The sequence below is a fragment of the Aquimarina gracilis genome (genome assembly GCF_035285365.1).
In the GTDB taxonomy this organism is placed as follows: domain Bacteria; phylum Bacteroidota; class Bacteroidia; order Flavobacteriales; family Flavobacteriaceae; genus Aquimarina; species Aquimarina gracilis.
The window spans coordinates 16,501-36,352 of sequence record NZ_JAYKLX010000008.1; the positions used below are offsets into that span (position 1 = coordinate 16,501).

The 19,852-nt window shown below is 35.6% G+C and carries 18 protein-coding genes; 15 read left to right on the forward strand and 3 right to left on the reverse strand.

The window, feature by feature from the left end; all coding sequences use genetic code 11:
- Positions 1 to 28: 28 nt before the first annotated feature.
- From U6A24_RS16770 to U6A24_RS16810, 9 genes are all read left to right on the forward strand, one after another.
- The gene (locus U6A24_RS16770) at positions 29 to 1,030 is read left to right on the forward strand and encodes an AAA family ATPase (protein ID WP_324181155.1); all 1,002 of its coding nucleotides are present in this window, start codon (positions 29 to 31) and stop codon (positions 1,028 to 1,030) included.
- Positions 1,031 to 1,113: 83 nt separating this feature from the next.
- Positions 1,114 to 1,980, forward strand: a complete 867-nt coding sequence (locus U6A24_RS16775; protein WP_324181156.1) for a DUF58 domain-containing protein — start codon at positions 1,114 to 1,116, stop codon at positions 1,978 to 1,980.
- Positions 1,981 to 2,019: 39 nt separating this feature from the next.
- Complete coding sequence (locus U6A24_RS16780) at positions 2,020 to 3,669, forward strand: BatD family protein (protein ID WP_324181157.1); 1,650 nt, start codon at positions 2,020 to 2,022, stop codon at positions 3,667 to 3,669.
- Between the two features lie 2 nt (positions 3,670 to 3,671).
- Positions 3,672 to 4,676 (forward strand): vWA domain-containing protein, encoded by a 1,005-nt coding sequence (locus tag U6A24_RS16785; RefSeq protein ID WP_324181158.1) that lies wholly within the window; start codon positions 3,672 to 3,674, stop codon positions 4,674 to 4,676.
- A gap of 138 nt (positions 4,677 to 4,814) precedes the next feature.
- On the forward strand, positions 4,815 to 5,324 hold the full coding sequence (locus tag U6A24_RS16790; RefSeq protein ID WP_324181159.1) for a flavodoxin family protein: 510 nt from the start codon (positions 4,815 to 4,817) through the stop codon (positions 5,322 to 5,324).
- 173 nt (positions 5,325 to 5,497) lie between these two features.
- Entirely contained in the window at positions 5,498 to 6,532 is a 1,035-nt protein-coding gene (locus tag U6A24_RS16795) for a vWA domain-containing protein (RefSeq protein ID WP_324181160.1), read from the forward strand.
- A gap of 1 nt (position 6,533) precedes the next feature.
- Positions 6,534 to 7,403 carry a tetratricopeptide repeat protein gene (locus tag U6A24_RS16800; protein ID WP_324181161.1) on the forward strand — a complete coding sequence of 290 codons (870 nt, stop codon included), beginning with the start codon at positions 6,534 to 6,536 and terminating at the stop codon, positions 7,401 to 7,403.
- 52 nt (positions 7,404 to 7,455) lie between these two features.
- Positions 7,456 to 9,222 (forward strand): BatD family protein, encoded by a 1,767-nt coding sequence (locus U6A24_RS16805; RefSeq protein WP_324181162.1) that lies wholly within the window; start codon positions 7,456 to 7,458, stop codon positions 9,220 to 9,222.
- Between the two features lie 10 nt (positions 9,223 to 9,232).
- Entirely contained in the window at positions 9,233 to 9,982 is a 750-nt protein-coding gene (locus tag U6A24_RS16810; protein WP_324181163.1) for a tetratricopeptide repeat protein, read from the forward strand.
- Positions 9,983 to 9,984: 2 nt separating this feature from the next.
- On the opposite strand, the gene U6A24_RS16815 is transcribed toward U6A24_RS16810, so the two are convergent.
- Positions 9,985 to 11,190, reverse strand: a complete 1,206-nt coding sequence (locus U6A24_RS16815; protein ID WP_324181164.1) for a DUF418 domain-containing protein — start codon at positions 11,188 to 11,190, stop codon at positions 9,985 to 9,987.
- 187 nt (positions 11,191 to 11,377) lie between these two features.
- Here U6A24_RS16815 and U6A24_RS16820 point away from each other — a divergent pair, with 187 nt between their 5' ends.
- From U6A24_RS16820 to U6A24_RS16835, 4 genes are all read left to right on the forward strand, one after another.
- Entirely contained in the window at positions 11,378 to 11,701 is a 324-nt protein-coding gene (locus tag U6A24_RS16820) for a hypothetical protein (protein WP_324181165.1), read from the forward strand.
- A gap of 144 nt (positions 11,702 to 11,845) precedes the next feature.
- Complete coding sequence (locus U6A24_RS16825) at positions 11,846 to 13,423, forward strand: SulP family inorganic anion transporter (RefSeq protein WP_324181409.1); 1,578 nt, start codon at positions 11,846 to 11,848, stop codon at positions 13,421 to 13,423.
- Between the two features lie 14 nt (positions 13,424 to 13,437).
- Positions 13,438 to 14,067: a carbonic anhydrase family protein gene (locus U6A24_RS16830; protein ID WP_324181166.1), complete on the forward strand. Its 630-nt coding sequence runs from the start codon at positions 13,438 to 13,440 to the stop codon at positions 14,065 to 14,067.
- 101 nt (positions 14,068 to 14,168) lie between these two features.
- Entirely contained in the window at positions 14,169 to 16,022 is a 1,854-nt protein-coding gene (locus tag U6A24_RS16835; RefSeq protein WP_324181167.1) for a SulP family inorganic anion transporter, read from the forward strand.
- 3 nt (positions 16,023 to 16,025) lie between these two features.
- Here the strand turns inward: U6A24_RS16835 and U6A24_RS16840 are convergent, their stop codons facing one another.
- On the reverse strand, positions 16,026 to 16,538 hold the full coding sequence (locus U6A24_RS16840; RefSeq protein ID WP_324181168.1) for a CvpA family protein: 513 nt from the start codon (positions 16,536 to 16,538) through the stop codon (positions 16,026 to 16,028).
- A 193-nt stretch (positions 16,539 to 16,731) separates the two neighbouring features.
- Here U6A24_RS16840 and U6A24_RS16845 point away from each other — a divergent pair, with 193 nt between their 5' ends.
- Together U6A24_RS16845 and U6A24_RS16850 are read left to right on the forward strand one after the other, a co-directional pair.
- Complete coding sequence (locus U6A24_RS16845; protein WP_324181169.1) at positions 16,732 to 16,974, forward strand: hypothetical protein; 243 nt, start codon at positions 16,732 to 16,734, stop codon at positions 16,972 to 16,974.
- A 5-nt stretch (positions 16,975 to 16,979) separates the two neighbouring features.
- The gene (locus U6A24_RS16850) at positions 16,980 to 17,255 is read left to right on the forward strand and encodes a hypothetical protein (RefSeq protein ID WP_324181170.1); all 276 of its coding nucleotides are present in this window, start codon (positions 16,980 to 16,982) and stop codon (positions 17,253 to 17,255) included.
- Between the two features lie 3 nt (positions 17,256 to 17,258).
- On the opposite strand, the gene U6A24_RS16855 is transcribed toward U6A24_RS16850, so the two are convergent.
- Positions 17,259 to 19,823: a TonB-dependent receptor gene (locus tag U6A24_RS16855; RefSeq protein WP_324181171.1), complete on the reverse strand. Its 2,565-nt coding sequence runs from the start codon at positions 19,821 to 19,823 to the stop codon at positions 17,259 to 17,261.
- Positions 19,824 to 19,852: the final 29 nt, after the last annotated feature.

Here is a 19,852-nt window from a genome sequence, read left to right on the forward strand (position 1 = left end):
AAATTCACGCCTTTAAAAAATAAAATAGATGGAAGAAAATAGTTCTATTGATATTGCTTCAATCAACCAGAAAATAGAGAAAGAATCTGCCTTTGTAGATTTACTTACTTTAGAAATGAATAAGGTAATTGTAGGTCAGAAACATATGGTAGAGCGCCTGCTTATCGGACTACTGGGTCAAGGACATATTCTACTTGAGGGAGTTCCCGGATTGGCAAAAACTCTGGCAATTAATACATTGTCCAGGGCTGTTCATGGTAGTTTTAGCCGAATCCAGTTTACCCCCGACCTTCTACCTGCCGATGTTGTGGGTACTTTGATATTTAATATGAAAGAGAATGATTTCTCTATTAAAAAGGGACCTATTTTTGCCAATTTTGTATTGGCTGATGAGATCAACCGTGCCCCGGCAAAAGTGCAAAGTGCCTTGTTAGAAGCTATGCAAGAGAAGCAAGTAACCATAGGGGATGAAACCTTTATATTGGATAAACCATTCTTGGTAATGGCAACTCAAAACCCTGTAGAGCAAGAAGGAACCTATCCTTTACCAGAAGCACAGGTAGACCGTTTTATGCTAAAAACGGTGATCGATTATCCAAAATTAGACGAAGAGCAATTAATCATTCGTGCCAACCTAAAAGGGTCTTTCGAGCAAGTGAATCCTGTGATCTCTCTTGAACAAATTTTGAATGCGCAAAAAGCGGTAAGAGAGGTATATATGGACGAAAAAATCGAAAAATACATTCTTGATATCATTTTTGCCACGCGTTATCCAGAGAAATATGGTTTAGAAGAATTAAAGCCACTTATCAACTTTGGGGCATCTCCTCGAGGTAGTATTAATCTGGCAACAGCGGCAAAATGTTACGCATTTATTAAACGAAGAGGGTATGTAATCCCAGAAGATGTTCGCGCTATTGTTCATGATGTGTTGCGTCATCGTATCGGTATTACTTATGAAGCAGAAGCCGAAAATGTAACCTCTGTCGATATTATCAATAAGATTGTAAACGAGATTGAAGTACCATAGGATTTTGGATTTTAGAATTACGATTTCGGAGTTGTTTTCAGCTGAAATCGTAAATCCCAAATCGTAAATCATAAATCTGAGAAATGGATACCAAAGAGTTACTTAAGAAAGTTAGGAAAATTGAAATAAAAACACGTCGCTTAAGCGATCATATTTTTGGAGGAGAATACCATTCTACCTTCAAAGGTCGTGGTATGACATTTAGCGAGGTTCGACAATATCAATTTGGGGATGATGTACGTAATATCGATTGGAATGTTACTGCGAGGTACAACGAGCCTTATATCAAAGTATTCGAAGAAGAGCGAGAGCTCACTATGATGCTTATGGTCGATGTTTCGGGATCTCAGTTTTTTGGTACCCAACAACAATTCAAAAAAGAAATCATTACCGAAATTGCCGCTACATTGGCTTTTTCAGCAACACAAAATAATGATAAAATCGGGTTGATTTTGTTTACCGATGAAATCGAGTTATTCATTCCTCCAAAAAAGGGACGATCTCATGTACTTCGAATCATTAGAGAGTTACTGGAGTTTGAACCCAAAAGTAAAAGAACCAACATTACCGAGGCATTAAAGTTTCTTTCGAATGTAATGAAAAAGAAAGCTATCGTTTTTATATTATCAGATTTTATAACAGACGACTACCAACAGACGCTTAAAATTGTAGGAGGAAAACATGATGTCACCGGGATTCGGGTATATGATCGAAGAGAAGAAGAAATTCCAAATCTTGGTATGGTGCAGATGGAAGATGAAGAAACAGGCGAATTGATGTTGGTAAATACGGGATCAAAAAAAATACGAACAAACTATAGCAAATATTATCAAGAGCGAGTAGAGTATTTTAGAGATAGTTTTAATAGAAGCGGAGCTGGATCATTAAGCAGCAGAGTAGACGAAAGCTATGTAAAAAAATTATTAGGCTATTTTAAAAGAAGAGGATAAACCTTTTTGTCATTTCAGCGAAGGCTGAAAACTGTAACAATGAAACGAAATTTTAAAAATATAATAATAGATGCTCCCCTTTTAATAGGGGTAAGAGGGATGTTGTTGATATCCTTCTTATTGCTTTTTGCCGAAATGAGTTTTGCTCAGGTCTCGGCAACGGTAGATTCAACTTCAATCAAAATCGGAGAAGAAATTCGATATAAAGTACAAGTTGAAGCCGATTCTACACAAATTGTAGTATTCCCAGAAGGGCAAACATTTACTCCTCTCGAAGTAATAGAGTCTTATAAGATCGATACTGCCAGAAATGGAAATCGTTTTGGATTAATCAAAGAATATGCGCTTACTCAATTTGATTCGGGTCAATACACTATTCCAAGGCAAAAGATAATGGTAGGTGAACAGGTGTTTTATACAGATTCACTTAACGTTGAAGTAAGAGATGTATTGGTAGATACCACCAAACAAAAAATGTTTGAAATCAAACCTCTGGTAGACGTCAATGCTTCCTTTTTCAATTGGAAGAAATACATTTGGTGGGTGCTTGTGCCCTTAGTATTACTTGGCATGATAGCCTATTTTGTTTTCAGGAAGAAAAAAAGAAAAGAAGCCAAAGAAGAAGAGTTACCTCCTTACGAAAGAGCAATGTTAGCACTGCAACGTATCGACGAGTCTCATTTGCTTGAAAAAGATTCGCATAAAGAATACTATTCTCAATTAAGTGAAACAGCACGTAGATATATTGATGAAGAAGTATATGATCATGCACTAGAAAGCACAACAGACGAGTTAATTATTCGCTTGGATGAAGAAATTAAATCAGGAGCACTTAATCTGGATAAAAATACAATCGAAGAACTAAAAAGTGTTCTTAAAACGGCCGATATGGCCAAATTTGCAAGATCAAAACCCGATATTGGTACGGCCAAAGCAGATCGAAATGTGATCGAGCGTGTAATTAATGAGACAAAAGAAGCAATTCCTGAACCAACAGAAGAAGAATTGTTGGCAGATGAAGAGTATAGAAAGATAGTCGCAGAGAAAAAACGTAGAAAGAAAATAATCTTCGGTAGCTTGGCTGGAGTTTCTGTTGTAGCTATAACACTTATTGTTTTTATTGCAGTTAAAGGATACGATTTAGTAAAAGACACCTTATTAGGTCATCCTACAAAAGAATTGGCCGAAACCGAATGGATCACTAGTGCTTATGGGTCACCAGGGGTAACTATATCTACTCCAAAAGTATTGATCAGAAATAACTTTAAACTTACCGAGCAACAAAAGCAAGTTCTTAAAGGAAATGAAACTTTTGTGTATGGCGGCTTATTAGGAGATTTTTTCATTTCTGTAAGTACAGTGAGTTTTAATCAAAAAACTCAAATGGACCTTGAAAAAGCCGTGGAAGGTGCTATTGGAGGTATGGAAGCAAAGGGAGCAAAAAATATAACTTTCAAAACAGATGAGTATCAAACGCTTGGTGGAGCAAAAGGACTTAAAGTTTATGGAAGTATGCAAAAAGAAAATCCTGTGACAAAAAAGACACAAAAAGGAGATTATTTTATGCTGAATTTTGCTGAAAAAGGCGGTTTCCAGCAGATTATGGTCGTGTATAATTCAGAGGATCGTTATGCAAAAGATATTGCAGAACGTATTATTAATTCTGTAGAACTAAGAAATGCGAAGTAACCATGTTTGAAAATTTTACATTTGAGAACCCACAGTTTTTCTGGTTGTTTTTATTACTTCCATTAGCAATCGCTTGGTTTATCTGGAAACGAAACAAGCAACAGGCAGAATTAAAAATATCAAGTCTTAAAGGGTTTAAAGTTTCAGGAAGTTTGTTGACCAAGTTTAAACCCATTCTATTTTTACTTAGGCTTGCTGCAATGTCATTAATCATTACAGCTTTGGCTAGGCCAAGAACAGTAGATATTTCTACCAAGACCAAAACGACCAAAGGGATAGATATTATGATGGCGATCGATGTTTCGGCTAGTATGCTCGCAAAAGATTTACGTCCTAATCGCCTTGAGGCATTAAAAGATGTGGCGGCAGAGTTTATAAAAGGAAGACCCAGTGACCGTATTGGCCTTGTGGTATACGCAGGAGAGAGTTTTACCAAAACCCCGATCACAAGTGATAAATCCATTGTGTTGGGTAGCATGAAAGAAGTAAGGTATGATAATGTGTTGGAAAATGGAACAGCAATCGGAATGGGATTGGCAACATCGGTAAATAGACTTAAAGACAGTAAAGCAAAGAGTAAAGTAATCATTTTACTTACCGATGGTTCTAATAATGCAGGGTTTATTGATCCAAAAATAGCTTCAGAATTGGCAGTTGAGTATGGTATCAAAACCTACACCATTGGACTAGGTACCAACGGAATGGCACTGGCGCCTGTAGCCATGTTACCCAATGGAACGTTTCAATACGGCAGAGTGCAAGTAGAAATTGATGAAGATTTGCTTAAGGAAATAGCAAAAGCTACCGGAGGGAAATATTTTAGAGCGACAAATAACAAAAAATTAGAACAGATTTATCAAGAAATCGATAAATTAGAAAAAACAGATATCGAAGAGTTTAAATTCTATAATTATGAAGAAAAATTCAGATCATTGGTCCTTTTGGCCGGATTACTAATTTTTATGGAATTTTTGTTAAGATATACGGTATTTAGAAGTTTTATTTAGTTGAAACGAACATTAGAAATTTAACCATTACTTTTCCAAAGGAAATGGTCAAATTTCTTAATGAGAGAACGAAGTGGTTACACACGTTCTTGATTTTATAATTAATTTATTATCAAGTAATTAATAAAATTTAAACGTGTGAAAAAAGGAATCATCATCTTAGGAAGCTCAAGAGGCAACGGAGATACATTTAAGGCGGTATCGTATTTAAAGGATATCACTGGTTTCGAGATTGTAGATCTAAGCCAAAAAGAGATCGGTCACTATGATTATGAGTTCAAAAATAAAGATGATGATTTTAATTATCTCTTTAAAGGGATTGTTCAAAACTATGAAACCCTTGTTTTTGCCACACCTGTATACTGGTATACAATGAGTGGTATCATGAAGACGTTCTTAGATAGAATTTCAGATTTTTTAAACCATGAAAAGGACTATGGGCGCATGTTACGAGGAAAAAATATGGCAATGATAAGTTGCAGTAATGATGATGATCGCCCCAAAGAGTTTAATTTACCTTTTTCAAGAAGCGCAGATTACTTGGGCATGAATTATCTTGGTGATATGCATTCATGGATAAAACAAGGAGTGCTTCCCGACGAAGTAAAAGAAAAAATTAATGCATTTGCATTAACCATAAAAAATTAAGTCAATTTTGTCATTCCGGCGCAGGTTGGAATCCATAAATTGTCGCATGTATAATTAATTTTCAGAGTTCATGTAAAAATGGAATGTTGAATTTTATGATTACGGATATTGAAAATTATAGAGGTTGCATAGATCAAACTATGAACTAACCACTAAAAACTATAGACTGATTAATGTACTTATTAGAAGAAAAAATATATTTCTGGCTGTTATTGGGAATTCCAGTGCTTATCGTACTGTTTTTGGGTGTTCTAATATGGAAAAAAACAACCCAAAAGAAATTTGCAGATGCCTTTTTGCTTAAAAAATTAAGCCCAAATCAATCTGTTTTTAAATCAATCCTAAAAATCATAGTAATTAGTTTGGCTTTGGCTTGTTTTGTAATGGCTTTGGTGAACCCCAAAGTAGGCACAAAACTTGAAACCGTAAAACGTGAAGGTGTAGATGTGGTATTCGCCATCGATGTCTCAAAAAGTATGTTGGCCGAAGATATTGCACCCAATAGATTAGAAAAATCAAAGCAATTAATAACTCAGATTATTAATAATCTTGCAAGTGACCGTATCGGGATTATAGCCTATGCGGGTAGTGCTTTTCCGCAATTACCAATTACTACAGATTATGCTTCTGGGAAAATGTTCTTGCAGGCTATGAATACCGAAATGCTTTCTTCACAAGGAACTGCTATTTATGAAGCCATAGAATTGGCAAAAACCTATTATAATGACGAAGAACAAACCAATAGAGTGTTGTTTATAGTAAGTGATGGGGAAGATCATGAAGGAAATGTAAAGGCCATAGCCGAAGAAGCCTCAAAAGAAGGGATAAAAATATTTACCATAGGGGTAGGTTCAGAAAAAGGCGCACCAATACCTATTAAACGTAATGGTATTGTGCAGAGTTACAAGAAAGACAATCAAGGAAGTACGGTTATCACAAAATTAAACACGACAACTTTGCAGGAAATTGCCAACGAAGCAAATGGCACGTACATTGATGGTAGAAGTACAGCAAGTGTAGTAGAAGAAGTAACTACTATTCTTCAGAATATGGATAAAAAGGAGTTTGAAGCCAAGCAATTTGCAGACTTCAAAGATCAGTTTCAGTGGTTTTTGGGAGCAGGGTTATTGTTGCTATTTTTGGACATCTTCTTGCTCGAAAGAAAAACATCATGGGTTAAAAAATTAAATCTGTTTAATGAACAGTAAAATGAAACATTATTTAGTAATTATATTTGGTCTGCAATTTGGGATGCTTTTTGCCCAAGAAGAGCAACTTCAGGAAGCTGCCAATGAAGCCAAACAATATGTCGCTTCAGGAAATCAGGTGCTCGTTGATGAAGGGAATTTCCCGAAAGCCGAAGGTGAATATCGTAAGGCTATTGCAAAAAACCCTGTAGACCCAACAGCAAAGTATAATTTGGCAAACGCATATTACAATTCAGAAAAATATGACGAAGCAACCCAACGTTACACTGAAGCTACCAAAGTAGCATCGGCAACCAAAACCGAAAAGCACAAAGCGTTTCATAATCAGGGGAACACCTATATGGAACAAAAGAAGTATAAAGAAGCGGTCGATGCCTATAAAAATGCGTTAAGAAACAATCCAAAAGACGACGAAACCAGATATAATTTGGCGCTGGCAAAGAAAATGCTAGAACAACAGCAACAGCAAAACGACCAGGACCAAGACAACAAGGATCAAAACCAAGATCAGGATCAGAACCAGGATAATCAGGATCAAAAAGAGGGTGACGATAAAGAGGAAAAGAAAGGTGATGATGGGGAAAATAAAGATCAACAAGATCAGGGAGATCAAGGCGAAGATGAAAAGGAAGAAGGAGAAAATGAAAAGGATGAAGAAGGCAAGCCTAAGGATGATCAAAAAGATCAAGGTGAACAGGGTGAAGATGGCGAACCCCAACAGAAACAGCCTCAAAGACCACAAGGTCAGTTATCTCCTCAGCAGGTAAAAAGCTTGCTCGAGGCGATGAATAATGAAGAAAAGAAAGTGCAGGATAAGATCAATGCCAAAAAAGCGCAGGGGTCCAAAGTAAAAACCGAAAAAGATTGGTAAAATATCAAACCTCAGGGGTCCGGCAGACCCCTGAGGTTTAAAAGAAATAAAAATGAAACTAAAACTAATTTTTCTAACAGTAGTTCTGGCAATAGGTCAGCTTACTATGGCTCAAGTAAAATTTGAAGCCAAAGTGAGTAAGAAAAAGCTGGGTGTAAATGAAAGATTACGTGTTGACTTTGAAATGAATAAAGATGGAGACAATTTTACACCTCCTACTTTTTTTGGATTTACCGTGGTTGGTGGTCCTAATCAATCTATAAGTAATTCATGGATCAACGGGAAAAGGTCGTATTCCAAAACGTTTAGTTATTTTCTAGAACCAACAAAAAGAGGAAAATTTACTATAAAGCAGGCTACTATCGAAATTGATGGCCAGGTATATAAAACATTGCCGGTAACGGTTGAAGTTACCGGGGCAGTAGATAAACCAAAGGATGGAAATAATACCGACTTTGTGGCGAGTGAAAATTTGCATCTGGTTGCCGAAGTTTCAAAATCTGATCCCTATCTTAATGAGGCTATTACTGTAGTTTACAAATTATATGTAAGCCCAAGGATTAGTGTAAGTAACTGGAGAGAGCTGGATAGTCCAAAGTATAGCGATTTTTGGAGCCAGGCGATCGATATGAAACAACTTAAAATCGAAAATGGCACCTATAATGGAGAGCCGTATCGATATGTAGTTCTGCGTAAAACAGTACTATATCCTCAAAAAACGGGAAAACTTAATATAGAACCGCTTACACTTACCGTATCGGTAGATGTGCCTACCAAAAGACGAGATATTTTTGGAGGTAGGTTGTATACTACCGTTAATAAAACAGTTGCAGCAGGCAATAGAACGATAAATGTAAAATCTTTACCAGAGCAAGGTAAACCTGTCGACTTTTCAGGGGCGGTTGGATCATTTGATTTTAAAGTTACAACCAACAAAACAACTTTGGATGCAACCGAATCTTTGGATGCAAAAGTAACCGTATCTGGAAATGGAAACTTAAAACTATTTGATTTACCAAAACTTAATGTACCAAGCGGTTTAGAACAGTACGAGCCAGAACACGATGAGAGAGTACGTACAAATCTAACAGGTATGGCGGGAAATATATCCGATAGTTATACACTCGTTCCGCAATACAAAGGTAAATACCCATTACCTTCAATTTCGTTTACTTATTTTGACCTTAAAACCGAAGCGTATAAAAGAATCACATCTGATGAAATAATAATCAATGTGCGAACCGGTCCAGATGGAGGCGATGCAATTACTACTACTGAATCTACAAATACCGGAAAAAGAGTAGTTACACAAACAGGCAATCAGTTTAGATTTTTAAAGCTCAACGCAAATCTAAAACCTATAGCAAAAGAGTACTTTTTTAAGTCAACTACATTTTGGGTATCACTTACCGCCCCGTTATTAGCCATACCCTTGTTTTTATTCTTCGGAAAGAAGAGGGAAGAGCGTTTAAGTGATATAAGAGGAAACAGAGTGCGTAAAGCTGATAAACTAGCTAGAAAATATCTATCTGAAGCCAAGAAAAATTTAGGAAACCAGAAGCAGTTTTATATAGCCATGGAACGTGCTTTGCATAATTATTTAAAGGCAAAATTGCATATCCAAACTAGTGATATGAGTAAAGATCGTATTCAACGATTACTTAAGGAGCGTGAGGTTGAAGATGCAACGGCAATAGAATTTATCGCTTTATTAGAAAGTTGTGAATTTGCCCGATATACGCCATCTTCTACAACCGCGATGCAACAAGATTATGACAAAGCATCCAGAGTAATTGCAACAATAGATAAACAATTATAATTGTAAACGTGTGAAGAGAATAGTTGAAATACTGACTTTTTTAATAGTAACTGCCTGTTTTTCTCAAGGAGAAGAAGCTTTTCAAAGAGGAAATTCACTATACAATCAGGAAAAGTATCAGGAAGCCATAGATGCGTATACGTCAATTCTAGACAGTGGAAAAGAGTCTGCTTCTTTGTATTACAATCTAGGAAATGCACACTATAAACTTAGTAAGATAGGTCCTAGTGTCTATTATTTTGAAAAAGCGTTAGAGCTGGCACCCAATGACGATGATATTAAGAATAATCTTGTTTTTGCGCAAAATGCAACTATCGATGCCATAGATGTGATTCCCGAGGGCTTTATTTCGAAAACACTAAATAGCTTTACGAGCATCACAACTTTTGATGGGTGGGCTTGGTTTGCCGTTTTATGTGTTGTTTTGTTTGTTGTTCTGTTTATACTGTATTATGTAGTGCAAAGCTCACTAAAAAAGAGGTTGTTTTTTGTTGGATCCTGGTTGGTTTTACTTTTTGGTTTGTTTGGAGTGTTTTTTGCTTACAAACAATACAATACATTAAAAAACAATCAATTTGCAATAATCTTTGCTCAGGAAACTACCATAAAAAGTGAACCAAATCTGCGTAGTGAAGAAGTTTTTCAACTTCATGAAGGAACCAAAGTTCAAGTCACCGAAACGGTAAATAACTGGAAAAGAATTAAACTTTCTGACGGCAAAATTGGTTGGATTCCGGCAACAGATCTAAAAGAGTTGTAATTTTATTTCTTAAAAGGCTGTACTTTACCCAAAGTAGCACTGCGCCATAACCATTCTAATGGCCCATATCTAAAATGAGTCAGCCAAACTTTACTTAATAAACTTTGTATCGAAATAAGAGCTATAGCCATTAAAAACAAATAGGAAGTTTGCAGTTTACCCAAATAGCCTAATCCCCATCCAAACAGAATCGAAGTTCCAATTATAGATTGTAAAACATAATTGGTAAGTGCCATTCGCCCGTAAGGAGCAAAAAATGATAAAACTTTTTCTCCTCGCTTTTTAACGAAAATTAAAATAAAACTACACAAGATAATTGCGGTAAGGCCAATATTGGACCAATCGTAGGCATTGATTCCCAAAACGTGAAGCCAATTCTGAAAATCAACCGGTTGAGGTGATAACGCAAACAACCCTCCGGTTATAACAAGTGCAATGATAAAGAAAACAATAGAACGAATTAGCCATTTTTTTACTTTGGGCACATTCTCTTTGGCCTTTTGAAATAATCCTATTTTGCCCAACCATAATCCTATCAGGAAATACCCAAAAGTAAGGTAGAACCTTGCAAAGAAACCGATTTGAAAGTCCATTTTTTGTAACATACCTTGTGTGGCATTAATAGAAAAGACATCTAGAATACTCCCTTTTTTAAGAGTTTCGATATAAGTTACATTGATTTCATTGTTAAAATCCATAAACGAGGGAAAACCAAAGGCGCTATCAGTTCCTAACAATGCATATGAAATAAATCTGGGGATGCTAACCAGAAAGACCCCTGCAACCAACAAGATCCAATTGTTTTTCACTTTGTAGAATGGAATGAGAAATGGAGCGAGCAAGGCATAAATAGTTAAAATATCCCCCTTATAAAAGATTTGATGAATGTATCCGATGATAAAAAGTAAAAAAACTCGCCATAAAAAACGACCCGCAAAATTTTGCCCTTTTTTTGATGCCGAATCCATTTGAATAAAAAAACTAAGACCAAATAGAATTGAAAACAAGGCAAAGAATTTACCAATAATAAAGAAACCAATGGCTCCACTTAAAACAGTATCAAATGTATTATTGGTAACCTCCATAAGCCCCTCTGTAGGAGCCGAGGCAATATACTGTTCGGTCATATGAACCAAAGCGACTCCTCCCAAAGCAAATCCCCGTAGGGCATCTATAATTATGATTCTATTTGATGATGTTTTTTTCAAAAAATAAAGTTAAATAAAGACTTTTATGATTTGTATTGGAGAAGTAATTGGTTTTATTATTTTTGATACATAAGGAAAGTTCCGAAAATATTCTAACAACATAACAATAGTTTAAATAAATTTACAATTCATTTAACAGATTTTGAAAGTAATACTGTTATTTTAGCTCTCTAAATTTTCTTGATACGTGGCCACTAAGCTTCAAATAGCAAAAATTTTAATCATATTTGGTTTTATACTCAATATGTCCAACTATGGTCTTAATTTGATTGATTTTTATACCTGTGACGATATAGCGTCTATGGCCATTGATGAAATAGAAAGCTCTGAACAAAAAGAAAAAGAAGGTTCAGAGAAAGAAGATTTCAAAGAAAAAGATAAAATTTCTCAAAATTATGATGATAGAGCATCTTCTTTGGCTAACAATATAACTAGCTTTTATCCAGACCTCTATTCATATAATTCTTCAGTGTATTTAGAGCATAATACACCTCCTCCAGAACTTTTGTAGTTCACCTTTAATTTATTCGTTCGAAATGTTTATTCTATTAAGTATGATAAGAAAACGTCATTTCGATTTATTATACATCTATTTTATCAAAATTGTTCTTGATTCTTATGCAAGGCGAGAACAACAAATTATATAATTATGAACGTGTTTAAGCATTTAAAAAATGATCTGCCAGCAAGTATTGTGGTATTTTTTGTAGCGTTGCCGTTATGTTTGGGTATTGCGCTAGCGAGTGGAGCTCCTCTTTTTTCGGGTCTAATAGCCGGAATTATAGGAGGAATTATTGTGGGAGCGCTAAGTGGTTCTCAAATTGGTGTTAGTGGACCAGCTGCAGGTCTGGCTGCCATTGTACTTAGTGCTATTGGCGCGCTAGGAGGTTATGAAAACTTCCTTGTGGCCGTAGTATTGGGAGGTGCAATCCAATTACTTTTCGGAATTTTAAAGGCTGGAATTATAGGATATTATTTTCCATCTTCAGTGATTAAAGGAATGCTTACCGGTATTGGTATTATCATTATTTTGAAGCAGATACCACACTTTTTTGGTTACGATGCTCCTCTAGAAGGTGATTTCTCATTCTCCAAGGACGGAGAAAACACTTTTTCAGCAATTGCAAATACTATAAAGTTCATTAGTCCGGGCGCTACTCTTATTGCAGTAATTGGTCTGGCAATATTAATTTTATGGGAAAAAGTACTATCCCAAAAAGCCAAGATTTTTCAATTAATTCAAGGCCCTCTTGTGGCCGTTGCTGTAGGGATTATTTTTTATGTGTTTACAAAAGATAGTGAGAACCTTGCAATATCAAATGATCATTTGGTAAGTGTACCAATTCCGGGTGACTTTTCTTCATTCTTAGGGCAGTTTAGTTTCCCTAATTTTGCTGTAATATTAAGAATGGATATTTGGGTTACAGCTTTTACTATCGCTTTGGTAGCAAGTTTGGAAACGTTGTTATGTGTGGAGGCTACAGATAAGCTGGACCCTGAAAAACGGGTTACGCCTACCAATAGGGAATTATTGGCTCAAGGAACCGGAAATATGATTTCTGGTTTAATTGGAGGGTTACCTATCACGCAGGTAATTGTAAGAAGTTCGGCAAATATTCAATCGGGAGGAAAGACGAAAATGTCGGCAATAATTCATGGATTCTTTTTGTTGATATCTGTAATTTTGATTCCACGTTTGTTAAATATGATTCCACTTTCTGTATTAGCTTCGGTTCTACTGCTTGTAGGGTATAAATTGGCAAAACCTGCATTATTTAAAAAAATGTATAATATGGGTTGGAAACAATTCTTGCCATTTACAGTAACCGTTTTGGGTATCATCTTTACGGATCTTTTAGTTGGTATTGGGTTAGGATTACTAGTAGGAATTGTAGTGATCTTAATAAAAAGTTACCAGAACTCACATTTCCTGCATATTGAAGATGTGAGTGATGGAAAACACAGGGTGAAAATGACCTTGGCAGAAGAGGTGACCTTCTTTAATAAAGGAGCTATATTAAAAGAACTTGATCAATTGCCAGAAGATACGTACCTTACTTTGGATGTTCGTAAAACAAGGTATTTGGATAATGATATTATAGAAATTTTAGAAGATTTTTCTGAAAGAGCAAAAAACAAAAGTATCGATATCAAACTTATCTCTGAAAGAGGAGAAGTTGAAAATCCAGATAGCTATATTCAATTTTTTAAACTTAGGCCAAAATCGGCATAAAACAATATACACATATGAAGGCATTAACTAAAGAAACACAAGCGGCAATTACACCGCAAAAAGCAGTTGAACTTCTCAAAGAAGGAAACGAAAGATTTGTAAATAATAAGAAAGCAGGAAGAGATCTTTTAGAGCAAGTAAGTGATACAAAAAGTGGGCAATTTCCGTTTGCAACGATTTTAAGTTGTATCGACTCCAGAGTCTCTTCAGAATTAATATTTGACCAGGGAATTGGTGATATTTTTAGTGCCAGAGTTGCTGGAAATTTTGTAAACGAAGATATTTTAGGAAGTATGGAGTTTGCATGTAAATTGGCAGGAACCAAGTTAGTATTAGTACTAGGACATACCGCTTGTGGTGCTGTAAAAGGAGCCTGTGATGATGCAAAATTAGGAAATCTTACTGCTCTTATAAGTAAGATCAAGCCCGCTGTCGAAGCGGTAACTGAGCCTGCAGATACTTCCTTGCGAAATTCAAAAAATATTGATTTTGTAAATGAAGTGGCCGTAAAAAATGTAAATATGACCATCGACAATATCAGAAAAGACAGTGAAGTGCTCCGTGACATGGAAGACAATGGAGAAATATTGATCCTGGGCGGTATGTACGACATCAACGATGGTAAGGTCACTTTCTTCGACTAAGAAAATAAAAATTGCGATAAATAGAACACCGAAGTTTTTTTCTTCGGTGTTTTTTGGTTTATTTTAGATTACTTTTATTAAAATCATCTTAAAATTTAGAAATGAACGGGTTTTTTAAGAATCTAAAAGGGGATGCCTTTGGCGGATTAACAGCTGGAATTGTAGCATTGCCACTAGCATTGGCATTTGGAGTTTCTTCGGGATTGGGACCAAGTGCAGGCTTATACGGAGCTATATTCATAAGTTTTTTTGCGGCACTATTTGGTGGTACAAATACTCAAATTTCTGGCCCTACTGCGCCAATGACAGCAGTAAGTATGTTAGTCATTGCCGGGTTGATTGGTGCTAATAATGGAGATGTGGCCAAAGCATTACCAGCAATACTTACTGTATTTCTTCTAGCAGGATTACTGCAAATAGGGTTAGGTGTTATTGGAATAGGAAAGTATATACGATACATACCGTATCCTGTAGTATCTGGTTTTATGACGGCAATAGGAATTATGATTTTAATTACTCAAATCCTACCAGCTCTGGGATATTACCCTAAAGAAGATAAAGCATTTGTCGAAGAATTTAAACCCCAAGCCGAAGAGGTTATTCTAGATAAGATTTTAAGGAATGAGGCAGGAGAAGGCATTTTGGTTTTAGAAGATTTTAAACAAACCATCAAGAAAGCAGAAAATACTTCGGAAACCGAAATTTATCTGGAGGCAGAGGCCTTGGCCAAAAGCAATGCCTCAGGGGTTTTAGGAGCATTAAAAAGCTTGCCTAGGGCCGTTAAAAACATTAATTACCTAGAACTAATTTTATGCTTGGTAACCATTCTAATTATTTATGGTTTTAAAAAAATTACAAGAGCTGTACCAAGTACCCTTGTCGCCTTGCTGGTTGTATCGGGAGTTGCATATGGTTTTGGATTGGCATATAGACCTATAGAAAAAATTCCTGGTGGTTTTCCTATCCCAAATCTTTCTATAATCACAGATTTTAAACTGGGTGCTATTATGCCCTATTTTTTTACAGCATTATCTCTAGCATTTTTAGGAGCAATAGATTCGCTATTAACATCGGTTGTAGCCGATAATATGACTAAAACAAGACACAACCCTACCAAAGAGCTTATTGGTCAGGGTATTGGTAATAGTATTGCAGCGATTTTTGGAGGAATTCCCGGAGCAGGAGCAACAATACGTACCGTAGTGAATATTAATGCAGGAGGCAAGACAAAATTATCAGGTATGATAGCTGGGGTATTGTTATTAGTTATTTTGTTGGCATTAGGCCCTGTAGCTTCTCAAATACCAACGGCAGTATTGGCAGGTATCTTGATAACCGTAGGAATAGGGGTTATGGATTATAAAGGGCTAAAAGCAATACCAAGTATGCCTAAAATTGAGGTTGTTATTATGTTAACGGTAATGATGCTTTCTGTATTTTGGGATTTGGTATACGCCGTTGGGATTGGAATGATTATGGCGTCTTTGATGTTTATGAAAAAGATGGGGGATGTAACCACCAGAGAGTCCAAAATAGAATCTTTGCAAGGATTTGAAGGTGTAGCAAAAGAGAAGCCGTGGAAGGATGAATTGGCTTTTCCTGAAGGGCTTAAAGAAAAAATATTTATAAAACACCTTAATGGTCCGGTTTTTTTTGGTTCCAATAATGAATTGCAAGAATTGGCGAATCAAATACCTGAAACCGCGTCGCATGTAATTATAAGAATGGATAGGGTGCCTTATATTGATCAATCGGGTTTATATACATTAGAAGATATAATTTTTGATCTAGATCAAAAGGGTATGAAAACGCACATTGTGGGTATTCAAAAACAACCACAATATCTACTTAAAAACATTGATATTATACCAGACCTTGTTCCCGAAAAACAAGTTTTTGCCGATTTTAACTCTTGTATTTCTTACTTAAAGAATGTAGTTGAAGACGTGTATTGATTGTTAATTTTTATTGGCAGCCCCGTTCGAAGAATTATTTTTCAACACATTTGGAAGCACAGCGGGAGCTATTCGACTTACTGGATGGTATAGTAATGACGAATCTAGAGTTTCTTGCTTAATAATAGTGATATTTCGATTTAGCGCATCTATAAATATGATGATCACACTGGCGATAAAAGCCATTTTTAATATTCCGAAAGCTCCTCCAAGAATTTTGTTCAGAATACCCAATGCTGCATAATCCGCAATTTTGGTAAGTAATTTTCCGGCAAAAGAAACTAGGATAACAACCACAATAAATGTGAGGGCAAAAGCTGTCAGTTTCATTGCGCCATCGGGCCAATCTACATATCGTTGTACAAATCGCCCTGCAATGTGCGAAAAATGAACGGCAATATAAATTCCAACCACAAGTGCTACCAAAGAAGCTAAAGAGGCAAATAAACCTTTACTAAGCCCTTTTATCATCCCCCATAATAAAAGAATGCCTAGAATGATATCAATATAATTCATTAATACGGTATTAATTGATTTCAAATATAGCGCATCAAAATCAACTTTCGTAGAAAATACATTTTAAACACCATTAGTTTCGGGGGTGTATAAAGGCTTTTTATAAGTAATTACTTTTCAATTGCTGAAATTTTATATTGATTGATATCATGAAATTATATATATTTAACATATAATATATACAATATATATCATGAGAAAGATTATTGATATTGATGACAACTTGATCCCAAAACTTAAGTTATTAGCAGCTTTAGAGAGTTCTAGTGTAAAAAAGATCATGGAAGATGCCGTTACCTGGTATATAGAGCAAAAACAAAAAGAACAAATGAACACATTGTCACTAGAGCAGAAAGAAGACCTGGGCTTATTACTCTTAATGCAACAGGCAACGACTGTATCTTTGGTTGATGAAGAAGAATTATTTAAGCAATAATTGGTATGATTTTAAAAATCTCTTCGCAGTTTGCTTCAGATTTTAGAGCGGTTAATGATGTTTCGCTTCATGAAAAAGTAAAAGATGTTTTAGAAATCATTAAAAATGCCAAAACCATTGCCAATGTTTCTCATTTTAAGAAAATAAAAGGCAATCGGGAAGCATATAAAATGGGTATTGGTTTTTATTACATAGTTGGAATTACAAATTCTGAAACCGAATTAGTTCTAATGCGGTTTTTGCATAGAGATATGGTTACCAAAATTTTGAATAAAACTTAAAACCTAAAAAGACATTCTAAAAACTAGGTTTGGCGTGATTCCAAGAGAGCGTTGCTGCAGCTCTTCTAATTCAACATTTCCGGTAACAGGTTCTTCATCGGCTCTATAACTTATAGAAATAGGAACTTTTCTATTGTACACATTTCGTATTGATATACCCAATTGTCCTTTCCAGCTACTCGAGGAACTAAAATTAAATCGATGAATGGCAGAGATATCCAACCTGTGATATTCTGGTAAACGCTCTGCATTAATACCTCCAAATTCGATTTCTTCATTAACCAAAGTAGCATCTGTAAATGGAGCTCCTGATCGCCAAACCCAGCCCAATGAAAATTCCCAGTTATTCGCCTCTAGTGTATTTGAAATTCTAAAATTATGGGTAATGTCATTATTTCCCGGAAAAGAATTTTCCTGAATCTCTGGGAAGGTGTATTCGATATCATTAAAGGTGTACCCTATCCAGGTTCTAAAATTCTTGATTTTCTTTCTTAACAGCACATCAACGCCCACAATACGGCTTTCTCCTGTAGACAAATCGGTATCTAGAGTAGTAAACCCATTGGTAACCGAAGTCAAACCATCAATATTTTTATAGTATCCATCGATTTCAAAATTCCAGTCATTTTTAGAGAACAATAGCCCTCCAGAAAATTGAGTACTCTCCAAAACCGGGATTTCATCATTGGCATGTATCCAAATATTATTTTCTAATCGTAATTGGGTGTCTTCAAATTCTACAAGCTGACTTATAGGTTGGTATCTCAGTTCTCCGGTTCCTTTTACTCGTAAAGTTTGAGTAATGGGGTATTCTATATTTAGTCTTGGTTCTATATAAAAATCATCTAAAGTGGAGTAGTGAGAGCCTCTCAAGCCCAGATTAATAAAACTCTTTTTCCCGGGTAAAAACTTATAGTTGGCATACACAGCGTTTGCCACATTTTTTACCAGATCGGATTCGTTAATAGGTGTTTCAAAATCACTTTCTCTTGTAATGGCATAAAAAACATCATTGTTAGAAATTTGATACCCCAGAATCAAAGTGTTTTTTGAATTAAAATCATAGCCGATCCGAATATCTGCTCCTATATCTTCTACAGTATTTCTTCGGATAGATTGTTCTTCAATAATTTGATCTTCTTGAGCTGTAAACAAGTAATCAGAATCATAAGAGGAATAATATGCTTTAAGACTATGGTGAAATCTTTTTCCTTTGGAACCGATCCAGGAAAGACTTGCGCCCTCATTTCGTATTTCTAGATCGTCATTTATAAAATCCTCCTCATCACTTATTTCAAAGGCAAGGTCATTATTGGTATATATACTGCTGACCATGATTTTGTCATTTTTAGAGGCGTCAACAATTAATTTCAGACTTGTATCATAAAAGAAGAAGTTATTATCACCTATATCTTGTTCATTTTCACCATCCTCTTGTTCTTCGTCCTCCTCAGATGGTATTGGATTAGCTCCTTCGGCAATTTTTGTGTTTTGAAACACCTTTTCTGAAAGTGCCTTATAGGTAGGAGATTCTATAAAATCGGTATAGGACCTTCTTCCCGAAATAATAAGACCAACATGCTTTCCTAAAGGAGCTTTAATAAAAAGGTCTGCATGTGTACCATTAATCCCGGCACCACCATTAAACGTTTTTGGAACATCAATATCACTAGTAATATCAATAACACCAGAAACACGATCTCCATATTTAGGATCGGCCCCTCCTTTAAAAACTTTTGTTTTATTAACCACGTTGGGATTAAAGGCAGAAAGCATTCCAAAAAAATGCCCTGCGTTGTACATTTTTATATCATCCCAAAGAATGAGGTTTTGATCGGGTGATCCCCCTCTAATTAGTATTCCTGTGGCCGTCTCGTCTGGACTATTAATACCAGGGATAAGTTGTATGCTTTGTAATATGTCGGGCTCACTTTGTCCCGGAAGTATTCCTAAATCTTCACTAGAAAACTCAAAAGAACCGTCAATATTTTTATCAATACCCGTTGTGATATATTCTACAATAAGGACTTCTTCTAAGGAAGTACTTTGCATAAAAAGAGGAATTCTTGGGCATTTACTAACTTTAAAATCACCAGCTTTCATAAGCTTATCTCTATATCCTACATGTTGAATACGTATCGGAGTATCTTGATCAATATCTCCTAATTGGAAAAATCCATCATCATTGGCTACAGTTCCTGTTTTGGAACTTTCGATAAGTATAGAGGCAAATGAAAGTGGTTCGTTGGTTGTTTCGTCAAAAAGATACCCACATACTTCTACCTTGGTATTTGGGGCGCTAACAATAACTTGTCTATCTGATATTTTTTTGAAATTGAGATTAGTGAGTGTTTGTAATGTTGTTAGCACTTCGTCTAGGGGAGTGTTATTAATAACAAGGCTAATTATTTTATCTTTTACGGTTTTATCGCTAAATGAAAAAATGAGATCATAAGATTCTGATAATTCTGTAAGTACTTGTTGTAGCGGTGTTTCTTTGTATTCTTTATTGATTTGTGCCTGCAATGTGCAAGTAAAGAAAAGGAATAACAACAGTATTTTTTTCATTATGAAGTGCTATGCTAAATTTTGACGAA